The organism is Aurantiacibacter luteus, from assembly GCF_001010945.1.
Taxonomy (GTDB): domain Bacteria; phylum Pseudomonadota; class Alphaproteobacteria; order Sphingomonadales; family Sphingomonadaceae; genus Alteraurantiacibacter; species Alteraurantiacibacter luteus.
In genome coordinates this window covers 389120-413387 of record NZ_LBHB01000002.1, presented here as the reverse complement: position 1 = coordinate 413387, position 24268 = coordinate 389120, and the positions used below count along the sequence as shown (strand labels likewise).

General features: G+C 69.0%; 23 protein-coding genes and 2 tRNA genes. 14 read left to right on the top strand and 11 right to left on the bottom strand.

Annotation, left to right across the window (positions count from 1 at the left end; all coding sequences use genetic code 11):
* Nucleotides 1–50: 50 nt before the first annotated feature.
* Nucleotides 51–127: transfer RNA gene (locus tag AAW00_RS08370), tRNA-Arg, on the top strand.
* A gap of 49 nt (nt 128–176) precedes the next feature.
* On the opposite strand, the gene AAW00_RS08365 is transcribed toward AAW00_RS08370, so the two are convergent.
* Together AAW00_RS08365 and AAW00_RS08360 are read right to left on the bottom strand one after the other, a co-directional pair.
* A complete protein-coding gene (locus tag AAW00_RS08365) occupies nt 177–1553 on the bottom strand; it encodes an L-serine ammonia-lyase (protein WP_047003911.1) in 1377 nt (458 codons plus the stop codon).
* A gap of 121 nt (nt 1554–1674) precedes the next feature.
* On the bottom strand, nt 1675–2886 hold the full coding sequence (locus tag AAW00_RS08360; protein ID WP_047004514.1) for a M20 metallopeptidase family protein: 1212 nt from the start codon (nt 2884–2886) through the stop codon (nt 1675–1677).
* Nucleotides 2887–3143: 257 nt separating this feature from the next.
* Between AAW00_RS08360 and AAW00_RS08355 the strand changes: the two genes are divergently transcribed.
* Both AAW00_RS08355 and AAW00_RS08350 read left to right on the top strand, forming a co-directional pair.
* Entirely contained in the window at nt 3144–4127 is a 984-nt protein-coding gene (locus tag AAW00_RS08355; protein WP_162199423.1) for a diacylglycerol/lipid kinase family protein, read from the top strand.
* Nucleotides 4124–5023 (top strand): hypothetical protein, encoded by a 900-nt coding sequence (locus AAW00_RS08350; protein WP_047003909.1) that lies wholly within the window; start codon nt 4124–4126, stop codon nt 5021–5023. The genes AAW00_RS08355 and AAW00_RS08350 overlap by 4 nt, the downstream gene beginning before the upstream one ends.
* A gap of 4 nt (nt 5024–5027) precedes the next feature.
* Here the strand turns inward: AAW00_RS08350 and AAW00_RS08345 are convergent, their stop codons facing one another.
* Nucleotides 5028–5528 (bottom strand): DUF2141 domain-containing protein, encoded by a 501-nt coding sequence (locus AAW00_RS08345; RefSeq protein ID WP_047004513.1) that lies wholly within the window; start codon nt 5526–5528, stop codon nt 5028–5030.
* A gap of 208 nt (nt 5529–5736) precedes the next feature.
* Between AAW00_RS08345 and rpe the strand changes: the two genes are divergently transcribed.
* The 7 genes from rpe (at nt 5737) to AAW00_RS14985 (ending at nt 13683) form a co-directional block, all read left to right on the top strand.
* Nucleotides 5737–6402, top strand: coding sequence for a ribulose-phosphate 3-epimerase (gene rpe, locus AAW00_RS08340; RefSeq protein ID WP_047003908.1), 666 nt, complete (start codon nt 5737–5739; stop codon nt 6400–6402).
* Nucleotides 6399–8255, top strand: coding sequence for a heparinase II/III family protein (locus AAW00_RS08335; protein WP_047003907.1), 1857 nt, complete (start codon nt 6399–6401; stop codon nt 8253–8255). The genes rpe and AAW00_RS08335 overlap by 4 nt, the downstream gene beginning before the upstream one ends.
* A 7-nt stretch (nt 8256–8262) precedes the next feature.
* On the top strand, nt 8263–9852 hold the full coding sequence (gene purH, locus AAW00_RS08330) for a bifunctional phosphoribosylaminoimidazolecarboxamide formyltransferase/IMP cyclohydrolase (RefSeq protein WP_047003906.1): 1590 nt from the start codon (nt 8263–8265) through the stop codon (nt 9850–9852).
* Between the two features lie 200 nt (nt 9853–10052).
* Nucleotides 10053–10727 carry a peptide-methionine (S)-S-oxide reductase MsrA gene (msrA, locus tag AAW00_RS08325; RefSeq protein ID WP_047003905.1) on the top strand — a complete coding sequence of 225 codons (675 nt, stop codon included), beginning with the start codon at nt 10053–10055 and terminating at the stop codon, nt 10725–10727.
* A 43-nt stretch (nt 10728–10770) separates the two neighbouring features.
* Nucleotides 10771–11235 (top strand): Fur family transcriptional regulator, encoded by a 465-nt coding sequence (locus tag AAW00_RS08320; protein ID WP_047003904.1) that lies wholly within the window; start codon nt 10771–10773, stop codon nt 11233–11235.
* 76 nt (nt 11236–11311) lie between these two features.
* Nucleotides 11312–13246, top strand: coding sequence for a 1-deoxy-D-xylulose-5-phosphate synthase (gene dxs / locus AAW00_RS08315; RefSeq protein WP_047003903.1), 1935 nt, complete (start codon nt 11312–11314; stop codon nt 13244–13246).
* Nucleotides 13247–13320: 74 nt separating this feature from the next.
* The gene (locus AAW00_RS14985; protein WP_156170015.1) at nt 13321–13683 is read left to right on the top strand and encodes a hypothetical protein; all 363 of its coding nucleotides are present in this window, start codon (nt 13321–13323) and stop codon (nt 13681–13683) included.
* Nucleotides 13684–13689: 6 nt separating this feature from the next.
* Here AAW00_RS14985 and AAW00_RS08310 read toward each other — a convergent pair whose 3' ends face one another.
* The 4 genes from AAW00_RS08310 to AAW00_RS08295 all read right to left on the bottom strand — a co-directional run bounded on the left by AAW00_RS08310 (nt 13690) and on the right by AAW00_RS08295 (nt 18791).
* A complete protein-coding gene (locus AAW00_RS08310) occupies nt 13690–14370 on the bottom strand; it encodes an NnrU family protein (protein ID WP_047003902.1) in 681 nt (226 codons plus the stop codon).
* A 5-nt stretch (nt 14371–14375) separates the two neighbouring features.
* A complete protein-coding gene (locus tag AAW00_RS08305; protein ID WP_047003901.1) occupies nt 14376–15746 on the bottom strand; it encodes an amidohydrolase family protein in 1371 nt (456 codons plus the stop codon).
* Nucleotides 15743–17128: an amidohydrolase gene (locus tag AAW00_RS08300; RefSeq protein WP_047003900.1), complete on the bottom strand. Its 1386-nt coding sequence runs from the start codon at nt 17126–17128 to the stop codon at nt 15743–15745. Before AAW00_RS08300 ends, AAW00_RS08305 begins: the two co-directional genes overlap by 4 nt.
* Before the next feature lie 79 nt (nt 17129–17207).
* Entirely contained in the window at nt 17208–18791 is a 1584-nt protein-coding gene (locus AAW00_RS08295) for a peptide MFS transporter (protein ID WP_047003899.1), read from the bottom strand.
* Nucleotides 18792–18983: 192 nt separating this feature from the next.
* Between AAW00_RS08295 and AAW00_RS08290 the strand changes: the two genes are divergently transcribed.
* Nucleotides 18984–19322 carry a GntR family transcriptional regulator gene (locus AAW00_RS08290; protein ID WP_047003898.1) on the top strand — a complete coding sequence of 113 codons (339 nt, stop codon included), beginning with the start codon at nt 18984–18986 and terminating at the stop codon, nt 19320–19322.
* Nucleotides 19323–19477: 155 nt separating this feature from the next.
* Entirely contained in the window at nt 19478–19759 is a 282-nt protein-coding gene (locus AAW00_RS08285; protein WP_047003897.1) for an integration host factor subunit beta, read from the top strand.
* Between the two features lie 170 nt (nt 19760–19929).
* Here the strand turns inward: AAW00_RS08285 and AAW00_RS08280 are convergent, their stop codons facing one another.
* Nucleotides 19930–20313 (bottom strand): hypothetical protein, encoded by a 384-nt coding sequence (locus tag AAW00_RS08280; RefSeq protein ID WP_047003896.1) that lies wholly within the window; start codon nt 20311–20313, stop codon nt 19930–19932.
* Nucleotides 20314–20498: 185 nt separating this feature from the next.
* On the opposite strand from AAW00_RS08280, the gene AAW00_RS08275 reads away from it, so the two are divergent.
* Both AAW00_RS08275 and AAW00_RS08270 read left to right on the top strand, forming a co-directional pair.
* A tRNA-Leu gene (locus AAW00_RS08275) sits at nt 20499–20583 on the top strand.
* A gap of 163 nt (nt 20584–20746) precedes the next feature.
* Nucleotides 20747–21370: a PilZ domain-containing protein gene (locus AAW00_RS08270; protein WP_052761849.1), complete on the top strand. Its 624-nt coding sequence runs from the start codon at nt 20747–20749 to the stop codon at nt 21368–21370.
* 130 nt (nt 21371–21500) lie between these two features.
* Here the strand turns inward: AAW00_RS08270 and msrB are convergent, their stop codons facing one another.
* The 3 genes from msrB to AAW00_RS08255 are packed head-to-tail and all read right to left on the bottom strand — an operon-like array spanning nt 21501 to nt 24248.
* Nucleotides 21501–22001: a peptide-methionine (R)-S-oxide reductase MsrB gene (gene msrB, locus AAW00_RS08265; protein WP_047003895.1), complete on the bottom strand. Its 501-nt coding sequence runs from the start codon at nt 21999–22001 to the stop codon at nt 21501–21503.
* Between the two features lie 10 nt (nt 22002–22011).
* Entirely contained in the window at nt 22012–23277 is a 1266-nt protein-coding gene (locus AAW00_RS08260; protein WP_047003894.1) for an ABC transporter permease, read from the bottom strand.
* Nucleotides 23274–24248 carry an ABC transporter ATP-binding protein gene (locus tag AAW00_RS08255; protein WP_047003893.1) on the bottom strand — a complete coding sequence of 325 codons (975 nt, stop codon included), beginning with the start codon at nt 24246–24248 and terminating at the stop codon, nt 23274–23276. Before AAW00_RS08255 ends, AAW00_RS08260 begins: the two co-directional genes overlap by 4 nt.
* Between the last annotated feature and the right edge of the window lie 20 nt (nt 24249–24268).

The following is a 24268-nucleotide window of genomic DNA, read 5'->3' as shown; positions in this document are numbered from 1 at the left end:
GAGAATTGGCTTGGCGCTATAGCCCACCCTTGCTAACCGCGGCCCCGACGGCACCCGTAGCTCAGCTGGATAGAGCGCTGCCCTCCGAAGGCAGAGGCCACAGGTTCGAATCCTGTCGGGTGCGCCAGTTTTTTTCGCACCTTGAGGAGCCGCCACCCGGGCCGCAGAGGTACGACTCAGCACTCCACCACGTTCACCGCCAGCCCGCCCTTGCTGGTTTCTTTGTACTTATCGCGCATGTCGCGGCCGGTCTGCCACATGGTGGCGATAACCTTGTCGAGACTGACCATGTGGCTGCCGTCGCCCATCAGCGCGAGCCGGCTGGCGTCGATGGCCTTGACCGCGCCCATCGCGTTGCGCTCGATGCAGGGGATCTGCACGAGGCCGCCGATGGGGTCGCAGGTGAGGCCGAGGTTGTGCTCCATGCCGATTTCGGCGGCGTTCTCGACCTGGGCGGGCGTGCCGCCGAGCACCGCGGTCAGCCCCGCCGCTGCCATCGAGCAGGCGACCCCCACTTCGCCCTGGCATCCGACTTCTGCGCCCGAAATGCTGGCGTTGCGCTTGTAGAGCGCGCCGATGGCTGCCGCGGTCAGCAGGAAAGTGCGCTTGCCTTCGGTCGATCCGCGATAGCAGCGCTCGTAATAGCGCAGCACCGCCGGGATGATGCCCGCCGCGCCGTTGGTGGGGGCGGTGACCACGCGCCCGCCCGCGGCGTTCTCCTCGTTGACCGCCATGGCCCAGAGATTGATCCAGTCGAGCGTGCCCAAGGGCTCGCTGAGCGAGGCCTCCTGCCGCGCGCGCAGTTCGGCGGCGATGGCGGGGGCGCGGCGCTTCACCTCCAGCCCGCCGGGGAGCACGCCGGTTTCGCGGCAGCCGCGCTCGATGCAGGCGGTCATGGCCGCAGCGATGGCGTCGATCCCGGCCTCGACTTCTTCAAGCGGGCGCAGCGCGCATTCGTTGCGCAGCATGAGCTCGGCGATGGAGACCTTTTCGGCCTCGCACATGGTGAGGAGCTGCGCGCCGTTTTCGAAATCGTGCGGGATGCCCGCATCCATCGGCGAGGCGGAGTTGATGCCCGCCTCGTCTTCGTCGACCACGAAGCCGCCACCGATCGAATAGTAGATGCGCCGCGCCAGCATTTCGCCCGCCGCGTCGGCGACTTCGAAGGCCATGGCGTTGGTGTGGAAGGGCTTGCGTTCGCGCTGGCGGAAGCGGATGTCGATATTGGGCGAAAACGACGCTTCGTGCCGGCCGAACAGTGTGATGCGACCGCTCTCGCACACGGCGGCGACGATGCTGTCCGCCGCATCCGGGTCAATCGTCGCCGGATGCTCGCCGGCCAGTCCCAGCACCACCGCGGTGTCGGTCGCGTGGCCCTTTCCGGTCAGCGCAAGCGAGCCGTAGAGATCGACCCGCACGCGCGCCACGGCCTCCATCAGGCCGGCCTCGTAGAGCCACTCGCCGAAACGCCGCGCCGCCACCATCGGCCCGACCGTGTGCGAGCTCGACGGGCCGATGCCCACCTTGAATAGTTCGAACAGGCTGACGCTCATCGCGCAGGCGACCTTTCTTGCAACGGCGGGGCGGCCTGACGTCGCCTCTGCCTACAGAATCTTGCGCGCAACAGGTTACGAGTGCAACCAATCCTTTATCGCGCAGAGCTCGTTCGGGTCGCTAGTCGAAACCGCGCTCGAGGAACCGCGTCGCGCAGCCGGCGAGGAAGGCCGTGCCCTTGGGCAGCACCGCTTCGTCGAGGACCATGTGGCTGGAATGGAGGCCGCAGCAGCCCTGCCAGTCCACCCCCTCGGCCGCCACGCCGAGGAAGAACATGGCGCCCGGCACCTTTTCCAGCACGTAGGAGAAGTCCTCGGCCCCCATCGTGGGCGCGGGGCGGGTCTGCCAGGGGTGCTCGCCGCCGAGATCCGTGGCCACCGCCTCGCCCAGCGCCACCGCGCGTGGGTCGTTGATGGTGGGCGGAAAGCCGGGGGTGATGGTGAGCTCGGCCGTGCAGCGGTGGGCGCGGGCGATGTTCTCGGCCACTTCGCGCACGGCCTCCTTCATCGCCGCGCGCCGCTCGGGCGACAGGGTGCGCACCGTGCCGAGCAGGTAGGCGCTGTCGGGGATGACGTTGTTGGTGGTGCCCGCCTCGATCTTGCCGATGGTGAGCACGGTCGCCTCGGTCGCGGCGAAACGGCGGGTGATCATGGTCTGCAGCGCGATGACGATCTCGGCGGCGACGGGGACCGGATCGATCGTGTCCTGCGGCAGGCTGGCGTGGCCGCCCTTGCCGGTGACGGTGATCTCGATCATGTCCGCGCTCGCCATCATCGCGCCGGGGCGCGCCTCGAGCCGTCCGTGCGGCGCATTGGGCCAGATGTGCAGGGCGAAAGCGGCGTCGGGGAGGGCGTAGTCGCCGCTGCCGCCGAGCAGGCCGTCCTCCAGCATGAAGCGGGCGCCATGGAAGCCTTCTTCGCCCGGCTGGAACATGAAGCGCACCTCGCCCGCCAGCGTGTCGCGCATGCCCGCCAGCACCCGCGCCGCGCCCGCCAGCATGGCGGTGTGGGCATCGTGGCCGCAGGCGTGCATCCGCCCCTCGATGGTGGAGGCGAAGTCGAGCCCGGTGCGCTCGGTCATCGGCAATGCGTCCATGTCGCCGCGCAGCAGCACGCTCCTGCCCGGCTTCGCGCCTCTCAGCACGGCCACCGACCCGGTGCAGCCCGGCCCCTCGTGCCATTCGAGCGGCAGGTCGGCGAGCGCGGCCTTGACCTTGGCCAGCGTCTTCGGCGTTTCCAGCCCCAGCTCGGGCTCGGCATGGATGGCGCGGCGCAGCGCGACGATGGCATCGGCGTGCCCGCGCGCGGCGTCGAGCAGGGTTTCGGTCAGCATGGCTATCTCCGCAGGGAAATCGGGCTTGCTGACTACGCCGCGGCGGGCGGGGCTGGCAAGCGCCAAGCGGAACGCGATGCCCTCGGCACCGGACGCGGCAAGGGTGCCTCCCCGCTGTTGCGCCGGGGCGACAACTTGCGGGCGCGCTGCACAATCGCCATAGCCATTTACGGTTGCGGCGGTGTAAGGGCGAGCCCACGATGCTCGGCGGAATTCATACATTCGAGCGCCTCCCCCAGGTTGGCGAGGAGGCGGGCGTGCGCCGCCGTCCCGCGAACGAGCGCGCATCGTCGCCGGTCCGCGCCCGGCCGCTGGTAGGCCTCATCCGCAACGCCCGCAGCCATCGCAACGAGAGCGCCGATGCCCCGACGACCGAGCGCGACGACGTGATCGTCGCGCGTCCCGACCGGCGCAGCGAGCTGATCGACATCCTCGCCGATTTCGCCGCGCGGCAGGTCGACGGCATCGCCATCGATGGCGGCGACGGAACCATCCGCGACGTGCTGACCTGCGGCGCGGGCATCTTCGGCGAGGACTGGCCGCCGCTGATCGTGTTGCCTGCCGGCAAGACCAATGCGCTGGCGATCGACCTCGCCATCCCCACCGACTGGACGCTGGATGCCGCGCTCGCCGCGATGGCGGACGGGCGCATGACAGAGCGTCGCCCGCTGGTGATCGCCCAGCGCGACGATGCGCGCGCGCAGGTGCGCGGCTTCATCTTCGGCGCCGGCCTGTTCAACCGCTGCATCGCGCTTGGGCAGAAGAGCCACGATCTAGGCGCCTTCAACGCCGCCGTCGTCGGCTTCACCGCGGCATGGAGCGTGCTGCAGGCCTTCTTCGGCAGCAGCGACAACGGCTGGCGCAGCGGCACGGCGATGCGCGTGTCGGAGGCGGACGGGCGCGAGGTGCCGCATTTCGGCGGCCTGCCGGAGGGCGAGCGGTTCCTGCTGTTCGCCTCCTCGCTGGAGCATCTTCCCGCCGGGCTCGACCCGATGCGCGGGCTGGCGGGCAAGGTGCGGATGATCGTGCTCGACAACCCTCGGCGCAGCCTGCTGCTGCGGATCGGCGCGGTGATGCGCGGGCGGGCGAGCGAGGCGACCCTGCGGCGCGGGGTCCACCGGCTGGGCGGGGACAGCTTCGACATCGACCTTGGCGATACCTTCGTGCTCGACGGAGAGGCCTTTCCGCCCGGCACCTATCGCCTGAGTGCGGGAGCGCCGCTGCGTTTCGTGACGCCGTGAGCCTTGCCGCGCGCGTCGGGCAGGCGCTCGCTCGCACGGTCGACCCGGCGGTGACCGCCTTTGCCGCGCGGCTGGCCGAGGAGGCGGGGGCGCTGGCGGTGCTGTTCTACGGCTCCAACCTCAGGACCGGCGCGCGCGAGGGCGTGCTCGATTTCTACGTCCTGCTGCCCGGCCCGGCGGAGCGCGGGATGTGGCCGCGCGTTTCCTACCGCGAGTGGGAGGAGGGCGGCGAAACGCTGCGCGCCAAGATCGCCACGATGACGCTCGCCAAGTTCGCCGCCGCGGCTGCGGGCGAGAGCCGGGATACCACGATCTGGGCGCGCTTCGTGCAGCCCGCCGCGCTCGCCTGGTGCCGCGACGACGCGGCGCGCGCTGAGGTGGCGGAGGCGATCGGGGCCGCGGCGCGCACGGCGGCGCGGCTGGCGGTGGCGGTGGGGCCCGACGCCGGGACCGAGGCCGACTTCTGGCGCGCGCTGTTCCGCGCCACCTACCGCGCCGAGTTGCGGGTGGAAAGACCGGGCCGCGAGGACTCCATCCTCACGCTCAACGCCCGGCATTTCGACGGGCTGCTGCCCGCCGCGCTCGGCAGCGCCGGCATTGGCTTCGCGTGCGAGGGCGCGATCATCCGCCCCGCGATGCCGCCGGCCGAGCGCGCCCGCGTGCTGCGCTGGTGGCGCGTGCGGCGGCGCCTTGGCAAGCCGATGAACCTCGCCCGGCTGCTGCGCGCGACCCATACCTTCGAGGGCGCAGGCCGCTACGCCGCCTGGAAGGTGGAGCGGCATTCGGGCGTGAAAGTGGAGCTCGCCCCCTGGCACGAGCGCCACCCGGCGCTCGCCGCGCTGGTGCTGGGGCCGGCTGTGCTGTGGCGGGTCTGGCGCGCGAAACGCCAGACCTGACGGATCACATGTAGCGCATCCGGATCGACATGGGCTTCACTTCGCGCGCCACCGAGAACCGGGTGCGGTCCACGCTCGGCCGGCCGAGGTTGAAGATGTTGATGCTGGGGTTGTTTGACATGCCCCCGCCATCGGTGCGCAGGTCGGTGCTGCCGTTGTTGTTCACATCGTGGCGCACGGCGATGGCGTAGTCGCCCGCGGCGGGCACGGGCATGCACACCTGCATCGTCCCGGCGCGCGCGGGCACCTCGATGCGGTTGAGCCAGCGGCCGCTTTCCAGCCAGTCGGCACGGGTGCCGCGGTAGAGCTGCACCCGCAACGTGCCCTGAGAAACGGAGACGCCTGATACCGTCAGCCACACGGCGGGCCCGCTGCCCTGGCACGGCGCGGACGAATGGCGCAGCTCGTTGCGGTACTGCTGCGCGCTCGCCGGGGCGGCGAGGGGGCCGAGCGCGAAGGCCGCGGCCATGAGCGCGGCTGCGGTGGAGAAGATGGGCTTGTTCATGATCCTGCTTTGCACTGTTTGCGTGATCGCCGCTGCGCACAAGGGGCGCGCGGGCGTTTGGCCTGCGCCTCTGGCGGAAAGGCACTGAATGGCGCCTTAAGCATCGCGAGGCGCTCTGCGCCCTGAGTTTTCCCCGGCGATGAAGGGTAATTCGCCCTTGTCCGCCTTGAGGCGCGATTCGCGCGCCCCTATCGCTTTTCGTTAACTCATGGCGCGCCCGCTCATCTCGCCTTCGATCCTGTCCGCCGACTTCGCCCGGCTGGGAGAGGAAGTGCGCGCCATCGACGAGGCCGGTTGCGACTGGATCCACGTCGATGTGATGGACGGGCATTACGTCCCTAACCTCACTATCGGGCCCGACGTGGTGAAGGCCCTGCGCCCGCATTCAGCCAAGACCTTCGACGTGCACCTGATGGTCACCCCGGTGGACTTTTGGCTGGAGCCCTTCGCAAAGGCCGGGGCCGACATCATCACCGTACACCCCGAGGCGGGGCCGCATATCCACCGCACGGTGCAGGCCACCCGGGCGCTGGGTTGCAAGGCTGGCGTGTCGCTCAATCCCGGAACGCCCGCCAAGATGCTCGATTACCTCATTGAGGAGATCGACCTGGTGCTGGTGATGAGCGTCAACCCCGGCTTCGGCGGACAGAGCTTCATCGACAGCCAGCTGCGCAAGATCGCCGCCATCCGCTCCATGATCGACAAGGGCGGGCACGAGGTGCTGATCGAGGTCGACGGCGGCGTGAATGCCGAGACGGCACGGCTCTGCGTCGATGCGGGCGCGGACGTGCTTGTCGCGGGCTCGGCTACCTTCAAGGGCGGGCCGGAGCATTACGCGCGCAACATTGCCGCCTTGCGGGGGGAAAGCGGATGAATGCCGAGACGCTGGAGCTGGCGCGCGTCGCGCGTCGGCGCGAGGATGCCGAGGCGCGGGCCTTTGCGCTGGACGACGGCGCGGGCGAAGACCTCGTGGAGGCGCCAGAGACCATCTCGGCCGATCGTGCACTGGTCGTCACCGACTTCGCTCCGCCCGAAATCACGCCCGGCGAGCGGCTGGTGCGCTTCGCCTACCGCCTGGGGGTGCCCGGCGCGGTGCTGCACAAGCCCTTCCGCAAGCCTGCCCGCCCGCGGCTGCTGGCGACGGTTGAGAGCCCGCTGGAGGGCGAGCGCGCATCGGGCGTAGCGCTGCGCGCGGGGCACTTCCTCGTCCACGGCGTGAAGGCGCCCATCGGCCAGGTCGATTTCGGCCCGACCGCCAAGCTGACCCCGCCGTTCGAGCGCACGGTGCACGGTTTCACCTGGCTGCGCGACCTCGACGCCTGCGCCCCGCGCCCTCAGTGCACGGGCGTTGCCGAGCGCGTGCTCGCGACCTGGCTCGATGCCAATCCCGCCGACGGCAAGTCCGTGGGCAAGGGCCCTGCATGGCGGGTCGAGAACGCGGGCCTGCGCCTGCTCGGCTGGCTGGTCCACGCCCCGCTGCTGCTGTCCGGCAAGGACGGCAAGCTGCGCGGCCGGGCGATGGCGGCGATGGAGCAGACCGCGCGCTGGCTCGACCGCAACGTGGGCAAGGCCGACGACCGCCTGGGCGAGGTCGCCGGCTGGTGCGCCATCACCGCCGCCGGCCTGCTGCTGCCCGAAGGCAAGCCGCGCCGCCTGTTCGGCGAGGCGGGCCTCGCCCGCGCGCTGGGCGAACTGGTGGGCGAGGACGGCGGCGTCCTGTCGCGCTCGCCCGTGGCGCAGATCGCCGCCATTTCCATGCTGATCGAGCTTGCCGCGTGTTATCGCGCCTGCGGGGAAGAGATCCCGCAGGCCATCGGCCGGGTGCAGGCCATGCTGGTCCCGCCGCTGCTGGCGCTGACCCATGGCGACGGCGGCCTCGGCAGCTGGCAGGGCGCCAATGCCGTGAGCGCGGACAGGCTCGCCGCTTTGGTCGAGGCATCCGGTGTGCGCGCCCGCCCGCTGAAGGACCCGCGCGGCTGGGGCTACCAGCGGCTCGTCGCCAAGCCCGCCGTGCTGCAGGTCGACGCCGCGCCGCCGCCACTGGGGCGCCATGCGAGGAACGGCTGCGCCAGCACGCTGGCCTTCGAGTTCAGCCACGGCGACCATCGCCTGATCGTCAACTGCGGCGGGGCGGCCGTGGCGGGCGGACAGGTGCCGATCCGCATCGAGCAGGGCCTGCGCGCCACCGCCGCGCATTCCACGCTGACGCTGGGGGATGCCAATTCCACCGCCGTGCTGCTCGACGGCAAGCTCGGCGGCGGGGTCGGCGAGGTCGAGGTGGATCTGCGCGCGGTGAAGCTGGAGGACGCAGCGATTGGTGGCGGCGCGCGGCGGCTCGAGGCCAGCCACGATGGCTATGCCAGCCGCTTCGGTCTTCTGCACAAGCGCGTTCTCATCCTGCGCGACGACGGCAGCGAGCTGCGCGGCGAGGACGTGCTCGTCCCCTCGGGCCGCAAGGGCCAGCGCGGCAAGGTGCCCTACGCCATCCGCTTCCACCTCGGCCGCCACGTCGAGGCGACGCTGACCGATGGCGGCAAGGGCGCAAGCCTCCTGCTGCCCGACGGCGCGCTGTGGCAGTTCGTCACCGGCGCGGAGGCGCTGGAGATTGAGGAAAGCCTGTGGGTCGATGGCAACGGTCGCCCGCATCCGGTACAGCAGCTGGTGATCCAGGGCCTTGCCTCGCGCGGGGGCGGGGCCTTTGCCTGGCTGCTCAAGAAAATGGGATAGAAGTGACATGACCGACGTGACGATCAGGCGGGCGCTGCTTTCGGTGTCCGACAAGACCGGCGTTGTCGAACTCGCCAGCCGGTTGGCGAAGAACGGGGTGGAGCTCGTCTCCACCGGCGGCACCGCGCGGGCCCTGCGCGAGGCGGGGCTGGACGTGCGCGACGTCTCGGACGTGACCGGCTTTCCCGAGATGATGGACGGCCGGGTGAAGACGCTACACCCGATGATCCACGGCGGCCTGCTCGCCGTGCGCGACGATCCGGACCACGCCGCGGCGATGGACACGCACGAGATCGGCGCGATCGACCTCGTGGTGGTCAACCTCTACCCCTTCGCGCAGACCGTGGCGAGCGGAGCCGACCGCGACACCGTGATCGAGAACATCGACATCGGCGGGCCGAGCATGGTGCGCTCGGCAGCCAAGAACCACGCCTATGTCACCATCCTCACCGATCCGGCGGACTACGACGGTCTCTACGAGGAACTGGCGGGCCACGACGGCGCGACGACGCTGGCCTTCCGCAAGCGCATGGCGGCCAAGGCCTTTGCCACCACCGCCGCCTACGACAGCGCCATCGGCCAGTGGTTCGCCTTTGCCGACCAGCAGGAGCGCTTTCCCGCCTCGCTGAGCCTCGCCATGACGCGCGGCGATACGCTGCGCTACGGCGAGAACCCGCACCAGCACGCGGCGCTCTACCTGCCCGCCGGACCCTCCAGCAGGGGCGTGCCGCAGGCGGAGCAGGTGCAGGGCAAGGAACTCAGCTACAACAATCTCAACGATGCCGACGCGGCACTGGGCCTGGTCGCCGAGTTTCCCGCCGACCGTCCCGCCGTGGTCATCGTCAAGCACGCCAACCCCTGCGGCGTGGCCGTGGCGGACACCTTGCTGGAGGCTTGGCAGGCCGCGCTCGCCTGCGATCCCGTCTCGGCTTTCGGCGGCATCGTCGCCAGCAACGTCCCGCTCGACGCGGCCACAGCACAGGCGATCACGCAGATCTTCACCGAGGTCGTCATCGCGACAGGTGCCGACGCCGCCGCCCGCAAGGCCTTTGCCGCCAAGCCCAACCTGCGCCTGCTGCTGGTCGAAAGTCTGCCCGATCCCGCGCGCCCCGGGCTTGAGCTCAAGAGCATCGCGGGCGGCTACCTCCTCCAGTCGCGCGACGACGGCATGGTGGGCGAAGCCGACCTCACGGTGGTCAGCAAGCGCCAGCCGACCGACGCGGAAATGGCCGATGCGCTGTTCGCGTGGAAGGTTGCCAAGCACGTCAAATCCAACGCTATCGTCTATGTGAAGGATGGCGCGACCGCGGGCATCGGCGCGGGCCAGATGAATCGCCGCGACTCGAGCCGCATCGCCGCCCAGCGCGCCGTGGAAGCGGCCGAAGCGGCGGGCTGGGACGCGCCGCGCACGCAAGGCAGCGCCGTGGCTTCGGACGCCTTCTTCCCCTTTGCCGATGGCCTGCTGTCTGCCGTGGAAGCGGGGGCGATCATGGTGATCCAGCCCGGCGGTTCGATGCGCGACGAGGAGGTGATCAAAGCCGCCGACGAGGCGGGCGTGGCCATGGTGTTCACCGGCAAGCGGCACTTCCGCCACTAGGTCGGGCCCGCCGCCTGAACCTGCGACAACCACCGGGTTCAGCGGAAGGTAACGCCTCGTCTTCTAGACAGGGCGGATATCCAACGGACAAACGCCATGACCTTTCTCAAATCCGACCTCTTCCGCTCCTTCTTCGTGGGCTTCGGGATCACCGCCACAATCCTGGCGATCGACATCCTGCCGAAACTTGGAGTCGCCTGATGCGGATCAAGTCGCTGTTTCTCGCCGCCGCGCTGGGCGGCGCGGCACTTTCGCTGCCTGCCACGGCGCTGGCCGACGAGGTTTTCAACGCTCCCGTCGCCACCCGCCATTCGCGCGAGCGCGGGATGCAGACGGCGATTTTCGCCGGCGGCTGCTTCTGGGGCATCGAGGGCGTGTTCAGCCACGTGCGCGGAGTTTCGAGCGCGGTTTCGGGCTATCACGGCGGCCGCGCGGCCGATGCGACATACGAACGGGTGAGCGCCGGCGGCACGGGCCACGCGGAAGCCGTGCGCGTCACCTATGATCCCACCCAGGTGCGCTACGACCAGCTGTTGCAGATCCTGTTCTCGGTGGGCGCGGACCCGACGCTGCTCAACCGCCAGGGCCCGGACCGGGGCACCCAGTACCGCGCCGCCATCGTCCCGACGACGGCCGAACAGCGCGCCGTCGCCGCCTCCTACGTCAGGCAGATGGGTACCTCCGGCGTGTGGCAGCGCCCGATCGTAGTGCGGGTCGAGAGCTACGAGCGATTCTTCCCGGCGGAGGCCTATCACCAGGACTTCATGCTCAACAATCCGAACCACGGCTACATCCGCCGCTGGGACGCGCCCAAGGTGCAGGCGCTGCGCACGCAGTTCCCCTCGCTCTGGCGCGAGCGCTTCCGCACCGGCTGAGCCGCGATTGCCGATGCGGCGGCGTGCCCCTATGTAACGGGGCATGGCCACGCATCATCATCACCACGAACATTCCGGCGACAAGCTGATCGAGGAAGCTTCCGCCGCGCTCACCGGCGCGGGCGAGCAGTGGACCGCCATGCGCGAGGACGTGTTTCGCACGCTCGCCGCGCAGGAACGTCCGGCCAGCGCTTACGACATCGCCGAGGACGTGGGCAAGCTGCGCGGCAAGCGCGTGGCCGCCAACAGCGTCTATCGCATCCTTGACCTGTTCGTGCGCACCAACCTCGCCAACCGCATCGAAAGCGCCAACGCCTATCTCGTCAACACGCATCCCGGCTGCCGCCACGACTGCGTGTTCCTGATCTGCGACGATTGCGGCCAGGCCGATCACTTCGACGACGACAAGCTGACGGGTGCGCTGCGCGAGGCGGGCAAGGCGCATGGCTTTTCGCAAGTCAGCCCGGTAGTCGAATTGCGCGGCCTGTGTAGCGATTGCGCGGTCTGACCGCCGACGAAGCGTGCAGTTCTGTCGATGAACCGTTCATCGACACGCCAGATTTTCGCGTGTAGAGCTTGTGTCCATGACGTCTTCCCGCCCGGAAACCCCGCTGCTCGACACCGTCGACACCCCGACCGATCTTCGCCGCCTGAAGCCGGAACAGTTGCGCCAGCTTTCCGACGAATTGCGCAGCGAGATGATCGATGCCGTCGGCTCCACCGGCGGGCACCTGGGCAGCGGGCTGGGCGTCGTCGAACTGACCGTGGCCATCCATTACGTCTTCAACACGCCCGAGGATCGCCTGATCTGGGACGTCGGCCACCAGGCCTATCCGCACAAGATCATCACCGGCCGGCGTGACCGCATCCGCACCCTGCGCCAGGGCGGCGGCCTGTCGGGCTTCACCAAGCGCACCGAGAGCGAGTACGATCCCTTCGGCGCGGCGCACTCCAGCACTTCGATCAGCGCGGCGCTGGGATTTGCCGTCGCCAATAAGCTGCAGGACAAGCCCGGCCGCGGCATCGCGGTGATCGGCGACGGCGCGATGAGCGCCGGCATGGCCTACGAGGCGATGAACAACGCCGAACAGGCGGGCAATCGCCTCATCGTCATCCTCAACGACAACGACATGTCGATCGCCCCGCCGGTGGGCGGCCTCTCGGCCTATCTGGCGCGCATGGTCTCCTCGAGCGAGTATCTCGGCCTGCGCAGCCTCGCTTCCAAGGTGGCGCGCAAGCTCTCGCGCCGGGTCCATTCGGGACTCGAAAAGGCCGAGGAGTTCACCCGCGGCATGGTGACCGGCGGGACCATGTTCGAGGAGCTGGGCTTCTACTACGTCGGCCCCATCGACGGGCACAACCTCGACCACCTGATCCCGGTGCTGGAGAACGTGCGCGACAGCGAGCAGGGGCCGATCCTCGTCCACGTCGTGACCACCAAGGGCAAGGGTTACGCACCCGCCGAGAACAGCGCCGACAAGTATCACGGCGTGCCGAAATTCGACGTGGTGACTGGCGAAAAGGCCAAGTCCGCCAGTGGCCCGCCCGCCTACCAGAACGTGTTCGGCGAAACGCTGGCAAAGCTGGCCGAGACGGACGAGCGCATCTGCGCCATCACCGCCGCCATGCCGAGCGGCACGGGCGTGGACAAGTTCGCGGCTGCCCACCCCACCCGCGCCTTCGACGTCGGCATTGCCGAGCAGCACGGCGTGACATTCGCCGCCGGCCTCGCGGCGCAGGGCATGCGGCCGTTCGCGGCCATCTACTCCACCTTCCTCCAGCGCGCCTACGACCAGGTGGTGCACGACGTGGCGATCCAGAACCTGCCCGTGCGCTTCGCCATCGACCGCGCGGGGCTGGTGGGCGCGGACGGGGCCACCCATGCGGGCAGCTTCGACGTGACCTATCTCGCCAGCCTGCCGAACTTCGTCGTCATGGCCGCCGCCGACGAGGCGGAACTGGCGCACATGACCTACACCGCCGCCGAGTACGACGAGGGGCCCATCGCCTTCCGCTATCCCCGCGGCAACGGAATCGGCGTGGAGATACCGGCACAGCTTGAGAAGCTGGAGATCGGCAAGGGCCGCATTGTGCGAGGCGACGAGAAGGGCGGCAAGGTCGCCATCCTCTCGCTCGGCACCCGGCTCGAAGAGGCGAAAAAGGCCGCCGACCAGCTGGAAGCCAAGGGCCTTGCCACCACGGTCGCCGACATGCGCTTCGCCAAGCCGCTTGACGAAGACCTCATCCGCCGCCTCGCCGCCAGCCACGACGTGCTGGTGACGATCGAGGAATCGGCCATCGGCGGCCTCGGCGCCCATGTTCTGACCATGGCGAGCGACGAGGGCCTGACCGATGGCGGCCTGAAGATCCGCACCATGCGCCTGCCCGACCTCTTCCTCGACCACGACGATCCGATGAAGCAGTACGACGAGGCCGGCCTCAACGCGCCGCACATCGTGGAAACGGTGCTGAGCGCGCTCAGGCACAACAGCGCGGGCGTGGAGGAAGCGCGGGCTTGACGGTCCGGCGGGCTCGGACGCGATCGATGCCGGGCTTTCGACGGCAATCAACCGTCTTGGCTGCCGTTCTCATAATGGGATGCACCGCCGTGTCGGCTGAATCTGGCTCGGGTGACCATCGCATCGCGCTCTCCTGCACAGGCAGCGAGCGCAGTGGACCTGCGCACTCCCCAGCCTCCGTCCGGGACTGGAGCGCTCTTTATGAAATCGATCTTGCCCAGCGGCAATATTGCGCCGATGACTGCCAGCAGTGGAACCCAATCGCCGAGGTGACCGACCGGCTGTTCGTGCTTCATCGCACAGTGGACGGCGGCATCTTCATCGACCGGGCATCGGGCGACTACACGATGAGTCTCAATTTCGGTGATCTGCACGCAGAGCGCGATGCCAAGTGTCGACAGGTGGCACCGCGCTCCGACGTTGCGCCGCCGCGCTGACAGCGATCAGCCCACCCACCGCCACAGCCCCGCTGGCACCCCCGCCGCGTGGACGTGACCGTATGTCGCCGCCAGCCACAGCGCCGTGCCGAGCAGCCACGGCAGCAGCCCCGCGCGCGGCAGGGCGGTGACGCGGGGCCAGTAACTGGTGCGCGCCTCCCACGTGACCCACGCCTCGCCCATCAGCGCGGCCTTCTTGCGGTCCTGCAGGTGTGCGCCGAGCAGTGCGAGCGTGATGACGGCAATCGCGACCACGTTGGTGCGCCAGGACCACCACAGCGCGATGTGCGCCAGCGCCCAGAAGGCGAAGCTCCACATCATCGGGTGGCGAGTGACGGCAAAGGCGCCGGTCGGCTCGCGCGTGGCGGCCAGCCGCTCCGCGCCCGGTGCGGGCAGCGCAGGGTTGCGGGCGAAGCTGCCGATCAGCAGCACGCTCGCCAGCAGCGTGAGCAGGCTGGCGACGATCCATCCGGCGACCCCGCTTCCGCCGAGGAACTGAGGCGGTACGGCGCGGAACGCCCAGGCCATCCAGCCGAGGCAGGCGAAGGCGACCAGCGAGTAGACCAGCATGAAGCCCGTCGCCCCCAGCACGCGCACGAGCGGCGCGCGCAGGGGGTGCGAGAGCGCGAAATGCGTGCCGACAAAGGCGAGCGACGCGGCGATCAGCGAGGTGAGCGCCGGGACCATCGCCTCTAGTGCCGGTAGGCCGGGGGCAGCTGGCTTTCGTCCAGCGTGCGGTAGCGGTCGCGCAGGCGCGTCTGGTGATTGTCGAGCGGCTGCTCGATCCCGTCGATGAAGACGCGCACCGGAGCGCTCGAGAGCTCGAGCGGGTCGCCGTCCCACACCACCACGTCGCCGCGCGCGCCTGCCGCCAGCGTGCCGGCACCCGCGCCGAGGCCCGCAATGCGCGCCGGGACCGAGGTGATGGCGGCAAAGGCCTCGCCCCAGGTCAGGCCCGTCGCACCAGGGATGCGGCTGAGCGCGACCATGTTGCCCGCCTGCTGCGGCAGGCCGCGCGGGTGGTCGCCGCTGCTGCCGTAGCCCGCGATGGCCACCGTCACCCCGGCATCGACCATGCGGCCGACGTTGCTCTGCGTGGCGGCGAGCTGCTCGAAGCTGACGGGCAGGTCGTTCAGCGCCGCGGCGATGACCGGTACGCCGCTAGCGGCGATGCGGTCGGCCACCATCCAACCCTCGGTCGCGCCGATCAGCACCATGTCGAGCCGCGGGAATTCCTCGCGGAGCGCTAGCACGGAGAGGATGTCAACCGCCCGCTCGACGTGGACGTAGAGCTTCTGCCGCCCGGTCACCACCGGCACCAGCGCGGCGGCATCGAAGCGGGTCAGCAGCACGTCGCCGTCGCGCTCTGCCCGGCCGGTCAGGCGCGGGTCGAGCGGCACGTCGTCGCCCGTGTTCACGTCGGCATTGCGCGTGGAGCCGGTGAGCTGCGCGTCCTCGCCGTAGGTGCCGGCCTCGCGCAGGGCGTTCCTGAGCAGCGCGTGGGCCGAGGTGCGGCTGCCGCCCGCGAGGCGCGCGCCGCGCTCGCCCATCTCGACGTACTGGAAGGCGCGGCGGCGGGTCACCGCGTCGAAGTCCGCGCCGAGATCGATCACCGCGCCCTGGCCGGCGAAAATGCTCGAACCCGCGCCCGGCGTGACCGTCGCGCGCGTCACGCCGCCGGCGCGGCTGATGGCCATGTCCTGCGCTGCCGGGTTGATCGCCGGGGCGACGTCGAGCGCGGCGGAGAATGGCGAATCGTCGGCGTCGACGTCGTTGCTGTCGCTGACCGCATCGACATCGACGAGGCCTAGGTTGGTGATCGAGGCGAAGATGCCCGGCGTCACCCACATGCCGCGCCCGTCGATGGCCTGCATTCCGGCGGGAACGGCCACGCCCGCCCCCGCAGCGACCACGCGCCCGCCGCGCACCACGAGGGTGGCATTCTCGACCGGGTCGGAGCCGTCGCCGGTGGCAAGCGTCGCCCCGGTGATCGCCATGTCCTGCGCCGTGGCGGGAGCGGCGAGCGCCAGCAGGGCGGCGCCGATGAGGAAACGCGCGCTCATTTCGTGTCTCCCTCGCCAGGCTGGCCGAGCTCGAAATCGCTCACCGGACGCAGCTGCGGATTGTTCATGTCGTACATGGTCGCGCCGTCGATCCACACCATCTCGGGCCGTGAGTAGACGCTGAGCGGATCGCCGTTCCACAGCACCACGTCGGCCATCTTGCCGGGCTCCAGGCTGCCGGTCCAGCGGTCGATCCCCATGGCCTTGGCGGCGTTGAAGGTGATCCAGCGGATTATCTGCGCGTCGGCAATCTGGATGCCCATGCGCGCGCCGTCGGCCTGCGCCTTGGCAGCTTCCTGGTTGAGGCGCTGGATGCCGTTCTCGTCGTCCGAGTGGATCACCACGCAGGCGCCCGCCTGGTAGAGCAGCGCGGCGTTTTCGGGGATGGCGTCGTAGGCTTCCATCTTGAAGCCATACCAGTCGGCCCAGACGGCCGAGCACACGTCGTGCTCGCGCAGCATGTCGCCGATCTTGTAGCTTTCCACGGCGTGGTGGAAGGCGCTGACGCGATAGCCGAACTCGTCCGCCATATCGAGCACCTGCGCCATCTCGTCGGCGCGGTAGCAGTGGTTCTGGATGAGGATCTCGCCGCGCAGCACGCCGGCGAGCGTTTCCATCGCGAGGTCGCGGTCGGGATCTTCCTCGGCCATGTACTCGCGCGCCTGGATCCAGGTCTCGCGGTTGACGGCGAAGTTGCCCATGCGGGTCGACGGCATCCGGCCGCGGCCGCCGTAGACGCGCTTGGGGTTTTCGCCGCAGGCCATCTTGAGGCTGTAGGGCGCGCCAGGGAACTTCATGCCCTGCACGGTGCGGCTGGGCACGTTCTTGAGCGTGACCGAGCGCCCGCCCATGAGGTTTGCGCTGCCGGGCAGGATCTGCAGCGCGGTGACACCGCCGTTGGCGAGCGCGCGGCTGAAGCCCGGGTCCTGCGGCCAGATCGAGTGCTCGGCCCAGACTTCGGGCGTGGTGGGATCGGTCGCCTCGTTGCCGTCCGAATGCGCGTCCACACTGGGGGTCGGATAGTCGCCGAGGTGCGAGTGGATGTCGATGATGCCCGGCGTCACGAACTTGCCGGTGCCGTCGATGCGGGTGTAGCCGACCGGGATGGCCAGGCTGGCATCACCCACCGCCACCACCTCGCCGTCGGCGAACAGCACCGTGCCGTTGTCGATCTGCCCGCCGAGCCCGTCATACACGGTCGCGCCGACGATGGCGGTCGGCACGCCGGGATAGCGTTCGTAGGTCGAGGGATAGGGGGTATCGGGATATTCGTGCGCCTCGGCGGATGAGGCGCTGCGCGGCGAGCTTGTGTCCGCAGCGGTGCAGGCCGCGAGCGTCGCGGCCCCGGCAAGCGCGATGACGGCGCGTGCAGTCGAATGCATCGTAATCCCCTCGGTCGATGGGGCCGCGCCGCTCCCTTGCGACGACGGCCCCGATGTCAGTTTCCTGTGGCGGCCCCGGTCAGGCGCGCGGCTCGGTCGCGGGGTGGATACCCGCGCCCTGCGGCTCGCCCGGACCCTCGGCCTGGCCGAGCAGGTCGTCGCCGACGTTGTCGTCGCGCAGCGTGTCGAGGTGCATCAGCTTCTTGATCAGCGGGCTGATGACGAGGACAAAAACGCCCACGCCCACCGCAACCCAGCCGACCGTCGAGTAGACGTCGAGCACGACCTGCTTGCCCGCTTCCTCGCCCACGCCTTCGGCGCCCGTCGCCGCGGCGATGAGGCCGGCGGCGAAGTTGCCGGTGGCGGAAGCGAAGAACCACACGCCCATGATGAGCGAGGCCATGTGCGCCGGAGCCAGGCGGTTCATCGCCGAAAGGCCCACGGGGCTGAGGCACAGCTCACCGGTGGTGTGCAGCAGGTAGATAAGGAAGATGAAGATCACCGGGGTCGGCACGTCCACGCCCACCGAGGCCGCGCCCCAGACGAGGACGAGGAAGCCAAGGCCCACCTGCACGATGCCGAGGCCGAACTTGAACGGGGTCGAAGGCTCGATCCCCTTGCGCCCCATCCACGTCCACGCCGTGGCGAACAGCGGTGCAAGCAGGATGATGTAGATGGCGTTCACCGACTGGAACACCGATGCCGGAACCCCGCCGCGATCGACGTGGCGATCGGTGAACAGGTTGAGGCTGGAGCCGGCTTGTTCGAACAACGCCCAGAAGATGATCGAGGTGATGATCAGGAACAGCGCGGCGAAAATGCGGTCGCGCTCGTCCGGGGCCAGCTTGGTGACAGCGACGATGATGACATAGGCGACCAGCAGGCCGCCGAAGCCCATCAGCAGGAGGCCGACCGCCGACTGGTACTGCACCAGCACCCAGCACAGCGCGACGAGGCCGATGCCGACGGCGTACATGGCGAACTCGCGGCCCTTGGAGAGCAGGGCGGGCGGCTCGCCCCGGCCGAGCAGCAGGCCGCGGCCAAGAACGAAGACGACCAGGCCGGCGAGCATGCCGATGCCGGCGAGGCCGAAGCCGTAGGCCCAGCCGTAAGTCTCGCCGATGTAGCCGCACAGCAGCGAGCCGAGCGCGGCGCCGAGGTTAATCCCCATGTAGAAGATGGTGTAGGCACCGTCGCGGCGCACGTCGGTACGCGGATAGAGCTGGCCGACGATCACCGAGATGTTCGCCTTGAGGAAGCCCGAGCCCACGATGATGAGCGCCAGCGCCAACCAGAACACGTTGATGACCGGATTGTCCGTGTGGCCTGCCCCTGGCGAGCCTTCGAAGGCCATGAAGAAGTGGCCCAGCGTGAGCAGCACGGCACCGAACTGCACCGCCTTCCTCTGGCCGAGATACCTGTCGGCGAGATAGCCGCCGACCACCGGGGTGATGTAGACCAGCGCGGTGTAGGCGCCATAGATCACTCCCGCCTCGGCATCGGAATAGAGCCAATGCTTGGTCAGGTAGAAAATCAGCAGCGCCCGCATGCCGTAGTAGGAGAAGCGCTCCCACATCTCGGCGAAGAAGAGCATGAACAACCCCTTGGGGTGGCCCAGGAAAGTGCCGGCGCTGTCGCCGTGCGGAAGCGGTGCTGAAGCCATCGGTGTGACCTGTCCCTCGTGTTTCTTGGATCGCCGTGGCGACCGGAATCGCGCCACCCTAGCGACCGTTTCGCTTATGTGAAGCCATTGTTTCAGTCGCAACCGGGTGAACGGAAGTTGAAGGCTCGCCATTCGCACCTCCCCCGAGGCACTTGACCCGCCCCGCTGTATTATGGCACTGATGCACCTGTCATGGCAGAGAGCAAACCCGTCTACCTCAAGCTGCGCGACCGCATCGCCGCTGCGATCATCGACGGGCGCTATGCCGAAGGGGCCATGCTGCCCAGCGTGCGCGCCTATGCCGCCGAGCAGGGGGCCAACCCGCTGACCGTGGCCAAGGCCTACCAGCAGTTCCAGGCAGATGGCCTGATCCGCGTGCAGCGCGGCGTCGGGATGTTCGTGCGCGAAGGCGCGGCAGCGCAATTGCGCGCGGCCGAGCGCGAAACCTTTCTCGGCGAGGAGTGGCCGGCGATCCGCCGTCGCATCGAGAGGCTGGGTCTGGATGCGAGGGAATTGCTCGAACGGACCTGACTAGCTCCGGCCTGCAATGCAATTATATTAATAAAGGTGCATATGCGTTGCGCTCCGCAACGTAATCTGGCAGGTTACAATCCTGTCATCGTCCCGGTTCGCCGGGGCTCCTTGCGGATCGAGGGGTCGCACCCACAGTTACTCGGGGAACCGGTATGATCAGGTCCGAACTCCTTCAGGCGCTCCAGGCCGACAACCCCGATCTGCGCCCCGACGAGGTCGAGCAGGTCGTCGACATCTTCTTCGACGAGATCACCGCCCGGCTGGCCGAGGGGGGGCGCGTCGAGCTGCGCGGTTTCGGCACTTTTTCCACGCGCGAGCGCGAGGCCCGCACCGGGCGCAACCCGCGCACGGGTGAAGCGGTGGACGTGCCGGCCAAGCGCGTGCCCTATTTCAAGCCGGGCAAGGAAATGCGCGAGCGGCTAAACCCGGAATGATGCCGGTTGCCGGATGAAGGACCGACAGGGGCGTCGGCCGCGGACCGGCTTCGTGAAGCGTTCGGCATTGAATTAGACCGCGTCATGGCTGATCTGTAACAGAGTTGCCACGCATGGCTGCGGGCTCATTCTTCCTCCGTAAGCGGTGGCTCGGGAGCCCTGCTTTCCGGCTAGCCAAGGCGTACGAAGTTTACCGCCAACGACCCTTCCGCATCGCTAACCGCGGTGCAGGCGATCGTCGACACCCGCGAATTGGCGTAGGAAACCTGACACAACCCGCGCACTGCCACCGTCCGCCCATTCGTCAGCGTCACGCTGTCCAGATCGAGCCGGTTGCCGTCGAACCGCCCGTGAAACCGCGTCTCCACGTCCCATCCGGCGAGGCCGAAAGCGATGGAGGTGGCCGTTATCTCGGCACGCTGGCACGTCAGCAGCAAGGTCTCGGGCGCGCGTTTGGCGAGTTCCGGCGGGTAGATGCAGTCGCCTGAATAGCGCTGGCTGTCGACAGCCTGGTTCGCGAGCGGCGCGGCTAGGAGCACGGAGAGAAACAGCATCGCCGCACCATGCGCTGGCACGCCCACTGCGGCAATCACGGTAACCACGTTTGCTTGCGGTCGCCACTTCGTATGGCGAGCACTGCGCGCATTTGATTAATCCTGGCAGCCGCCGACAACGCACCCCATTGGCAAGTGGGCATCGCGGGCGCTAGGCACCGGCGAGCCATGCGCAGGCGTGCAGGGCGGGCGTGGCGGAATGGTAGACGCCGGGGACTTAAAATCCCCTGAGCTTTGCTCGTGCGGGTTCGAGTCCCGCCGCCCGTACCAGGCCGCCCGGGCGGGCAGAGATTAACTGCATTTTTACCTCCGGTTGCGGAAATTGCCGATGGGCCGGGATGCGAGTTGATAGGCGCACCATCGCTAGAGCCTGCCCATCGAAAGCGGGGATCGAAGCGTCGGCCAAGTCCCCGCAAGCATTGGGGAATGTGACATGGGCGAACTTCTGCGCTGGGATGACGACGAGCCCATGCCGCCGGTGCGCGCCGCCACCAGCGAACAGCGCGCGGCGCAGCGGTATACGCTGCTGATCCGCGCAGCCAAGCTGGTCACGCGCGAGGGCGAGTTCCTGTGCGTCATCCGCGATGCTTCCGAGAACGGCATTTCCATGCGCATCTTCCATCCCCTGCCCGAAGTGGCGAACATGGTGATCGAACTGCAGAACGGCGATCGCTACGGCGTGGACCTGCGCTGGCAGGAAGAGGACCGCGCGGGGTTCCGCTTCACCTCGCAGGCCGACATCGCCCGCATCATCGAGAGCCCGAGTCGCTTTTCCAAGCGCCCGGTGCGGCTCAACCTTACGGCGCAGGCCGAGATCGAGTGCATGGGCCGCAGCGAGTACGCCACCATCCAGGACATTTCGCAGCAGGGCGCCAAGGTCGCCTGCTCCAGCCGCCTCGCGCTCGACCAGCGGGTTAAGCTGCGCGCGGACGGCCTGCCCGATATCTTTGCCAAGATTCGCTGGCGGCGGGAGGGCACCTGCGGCCTCGTGTTCGAGAACACGCTACAGTACGGCGAACTGGCCCGCATCGCGCAGGCATTGCAGCGCAGGGGCTGACCGCCGGTTACCAGCCCAACGAGACCGGCAAAAGCATCGTAATCGTCGAAGAGGAGAAAACCTCGTTCGGCGGCATCAGCAAGGTCCGCGCAGGTGGCGGGCTATAACGGTGTGCTGGGCGTGTGGCGCGTTATGCCGGACGGAACTCCAGCGCCACGCCGTTGATGCAGTGGCGGTGGCCGGTCGGGCGTGGGCCGTCGTCGAAGCGGTGGCCGAGGTGCCCGCCGCAATCGGCGCAGTGCTCTTCCGTGCGGGCATAGCCGAGCAGGCGATCGGTCTTGTAGCCGACGGCGCCCGAATCGATCGGCTGCCAGAAGCTCGGCCAGCCGGTGCCCGAATCGAACTTGTGCGCGCTGGAGAACAGGCGGTTGCCGCAACCCCGGCAATGATAGGTGCCGCGCCGGTGCTCGTTGTTGAGCGGCGAGGAATAGGGACGCTCGGTCGCCTCCTGCCGCAGCACGCGGTACTGCATGGCGGTCAGCCGTTCGCGCCACTGGGCATCGGTGCGGGTGACGCGGAAGCTCTGCTGCGCGGCTGCGGGATCCACGCCGCAGGCGGCGAGGACGGGAACGGAGGCGGCGGCCCCGAGCCAGAACAGGGCGGAGCGGCGGGTTGCATTGGAATGGGTCATGACAGTGACCCTACACGGGCCGGGACGAACCGTTCCTGAACGCCGAGGCGAGCATGCGAAACACGCCGCGCCGCCGCGCGCCCTGCGGGCCGCTCTTCATCACCCGGCGGCGGAACAGGCCAGCGCCCGCGCGCACGAACACCGCCACGCACAGCGCCTGCCAGCCGAGCGCCAGCGCGTGCGGCCACAGCGCCTCGTCCGATGCGGCGCGCGCAACCATGGCGAAGGGGCTGGAGAGCGGGAAGACCATCGCCGTCCATTCCAGCCAGCCGCCCCGGTCGGTCACCGCCAGGCTGGCAAGGAAGAACACGATGATCTGGAACATGGTGGCCGGCATCGACAGCGTCTGCACCTCGCGCACGGTGGTCGCCAGCGATCCCACGGCGAGGAAGATCGAGCCCAGCAGCAGGTAGCCCATCGCGAAATAGAGCGCGAACAGCACGAAGAACATGGGCCAGCCGACGCCGGGATTGGCGAGGTCGCTGAGCGACTGCCCGCCCGCCGTCAGCAGCACCGCCGCCGTGCTGCCCCACACGGCGATGCCGACCACCGAGATGCCGAGCATGGCGAACAGCTTGCCCAGGAACACCGCGTCCATCGGAATGGCGGCGGCGAGGATCTCGATGATCTTGTTGCCCTTCTCCTCGACGAGGTTGGAGAGCACCATGCTGGCGAGCAGCATGATGAGCATGAACAGCAGCACCTGCCCGCCCTGTGCAGTGCGCAGCCGGCCCGAATTCTCCACCGCGCCGCTGGTGCCGACAACCTGCGTGGCAACCGGGGGATAGGCGCGCGCGCCCGGGTCGCTGGCATAGGCTCCGATCGTGGCGACGAGCCCGCTCCAGCGCGCGACCCGGCTTTCGGTCGCGGTGAGCACGGGCGCTTCGGGCGTGCCGGTGACGATGGCGGCGAGGCTGCCTTCGGTGGTTTCCAGGGTCGCCCGCGCGTCGAAGTCTTCGCCGGCTGCGAGGCTGGCGACCTCGACCATCGGTGGGACGACACCGCCCAGCTGCCGGGCCAGCTCCTCGCGCGCGTCGAGCATCCGGTCGACGTCCTCGGACTGCATGGCGAGGCCGATATCGGCTGTGGCCGCGGAACTCTGCACCTGTGCCCCCACGCCGCCTGCCATCACCATCACGACGACGGGGAACAGCGGGCCGAGCAGGAAGAAGAAGAACGCGCGGCTGAACAGGATGGCGGAAAAGTCGCGCCGGGCCACGACCCAGGCGGCCTTCAGCAGCGGCAGGCGTCCGCCCGATGCGACGGCGCGGTTCATGCCGGCTCTCCCACTTCGGTCACGGCCATGTCCGCCGCCGCCGCCTCGCCGGCGATGGCGACAAAGGCATCGTGCAGACCCGCGCGTTCGATGCTGAGCGAAAGCACGCCCGCCTCGCCCTCGATCAGCGCCTTCAAGAGTGGTTCGACCCCGCTTTCGGGCAGGGCGAAGCTCCAGAAATCGCCGACCTGCCGGGTGTCCTCGGGCAGTGCCGCGCGCCAGGCGCCGTCGCGCCGCCGCGTTTCCAGCCGCACCTGCGCCGGGATGCGGTCGCGCGCGGTCTCCACGCTGCCCGCGTAGGGCACGCGGCCCCCGGCGATGATCGCGATGCCTTCGCACATGCGCTCGGCATGGGCGATGACGTGGGTGGAAAAGATGACCGTCGTGCCCCGGTCTGCGAGGCCGCGGATCAGCACCTCCAGCTTGCCTTGGTTGATCGCGTCGAGGCCGCTGAACGGCTCGTCGAAGACCACCAGCCGCGGCTCGTGCACCAGCGTGCCGAGCAGCTGCACGGTCTGCGCCATGCCCTTGGAGAGCTGGCGGATTTGCCGGTCGATGGCGTGGCCGAGGCCGTGCTCCTCCATCAGCGCCTTGCCGCGCGCGCGGCCTTCGGCCAGCGGCACGCCGCGCAGCGCGCCCATGAAGGCGATGGCCTCGTAGCTCTTCATCGAGGGGTAGAGCCCGCGCTCCTCGGGTAGATAGCCGATCAGCCGGGCGACATCCTGCGGGTTCTCCGCCCCCAGCACCCGGCGTGTGCCCGAATCGGGGTCGATGATGCCGAGCAGCATCCTGAGCGTCGTGGTCTTGCCCGCGCCGTTGGGGCCGAGCACGCCGTAGATCGAACCTTCCGGGATGGCGAGATCGACTCCGTCCACGGCCAGCGTCTGGTCGAAGCGCTTGACCAGGCCGCGCGCCTCGACAGCGAGCGGACGGGTGTCGATCGTCTGAAATTCGCCTGTCGCCATATCCATCCCGCCTGCCCTAAGGCTCA

What these genes read in the sequence shown, in the direction of transcription:
- AAW00_RS08365 (WP_047003911.1), bottom strand. Translation starts at nt 1,553, where the DNA reads ATGAGCGTCAGCCTGTTCGAACTATTCAAGGTGGGCATCGGCCCGTCG.
- AAW00_RS08360 (WP_047004514.1), bottom strand. Translation starts at nt 2,886, where the DNA reads ATGCTGACCGAAACCCTGCTCGACGCCGCGCGCGGGCACGCCGATGCC.
- AAW00_RS08345 (WP_047004513.1), bottom strand. Translation starts at nt 5,528, where the DNA reads ATGAACAAGCCCATCTTCTCCACCGCAGCCGCGCTCATGGCCGCGGCC.
- rpe (WP_047003908.1), top strand. Translation starts at nt 5,737, where the DNA reads ATGGCGCGCCCGCTCATCTCGCCTTCGATCCTGTCCGCCGACTTCGCC.
- AAW00_RS08335 (WP_047003907.1), top strand. Translation starts at nt 6,399, where the DNA reads ATGAATGCCGAGACGCTGGAGCTGGCGCGCGTCGCGCGTCGGCGCGAG.
- purH (WP_047003906.1), top strand. Translation starts at nt 8,263, where the DNA reads ATGACCGACGTGACGATCAGGCGGGCGCTGCTTTCGGTGTCCGACAAG.
- msrA (WP_047003905.1), top strand. Translation starts at nt 10,053, where the DNA reads ATGCGGATCAAGTCGCTGTTTCTCGCCGCCGCGCTGGGCGGCGCGGCA.
- AAW00_RS08320 (WP_047003904.1), top strand. Translation starts at nt 10,771, where the DNA reads ATGGCCACGCATCATCATCACCACGAACATTCCGGCGACAAGCTGATC.
- dxs (WP_047003903.1), top strand. Translation starts at nt 11,312, where the DNA reads ATGACGTCTTCCCGCCCGGAAACCCCGCTGCTCGACACCGTCGACACC.
- AAW00_RS14985 (WP_156170015.1), top strand. Translation starts at nt 13,321, where the DNA reads ATGGGATGCACCGCCGTGTCGGCTGAATCTGGCTCGGGTGACCATCGC.
- AAW00_RS08310 (WP_047003902.1), bottom strand. Translation starts at nt 14,370, where the DNA reads ATGGTCCCGGCGCTCACCTCGCTGATCGCCGCGTCGCTCGCCTTTGTC.
- AAW00_RS08305 (WP_047003901.1), bottom strand. Translation starts at nt 15,746, where the DNA reads ATGAGCGCGCGTTTCCTCATCGGCGCCGCCCTGCTGGCGCTCGCCGCT.
- AAW00_RS08300 (WP_047003900.1), bottom strand. Translation starts at nt 17,128, where the DNA reads ATGCATTCGACTGCACGCGCCGTCATCGCGCTTGCCGGGGCCGCGACG.
- AAW00_RS08295 (WP_047003899.1), bottom strand. Translation starts at nt 18,791, where the DNA reads ATGGCTTCAGCACCGCTTCCGCACGGCGACAGCGCCGGCACTTTCCTG.
- AAW00_RS08290 (WP_047003898.1), top strand. Translation starts at nt 18,984, where the DNA reads ATGGCAGAGAGCAAACCCGTCTACCTCAAGCTGCGCGACCGCATCGCC.
- AAW00_RS08285 (WP_047003897.1), top strand. Translation starts at nt 19,478, where the DNA reads ATGATCAGGTCCGAACTCCTTCAGGCGCTCCAGGCCGACAACCCCGAT.
- AAW00_RS08280 (WP_047003896.1), bottom strand. Translation starts at nt 20,313, where the DNA reads ATGCTGTTTCTCTCCGTGCTCCTAGCCGCGCCGCTCGCGAACCAGGCT.
- AAW00_RS08270 (WP_052761849.1), top strand. Translation starts at nt 20,747, where the DNA reads ATGGGCGAACTTCTGCGCTGGGATGACGACGAGCCCATGCCGCCGGTG.
- msrB (WP_047003895.1), bottom strand. Translation starts at nt 22,001, where the DNA reads ATGACCCATTCCAATGCAACCCGCCGCTCCGCCCTGTTCTGGCTCGGG.
- AAW00_RS08260 (WP_047003894.1), bottom strand. Translation starts at nt 23,277, where the DNA reads ATGAACCGCGCCGTCGCATCGGGCGGACGCCTGCCGCTGCTGAAGGCC.
- AAW00_RS08255 (WP_047003893.1), bottom strand. Translation starts at nt 24,248, where the DNA reads ATGGATATGGCGACAGGCGAATTTCAGACGATCGACACCCGTCCGCTC.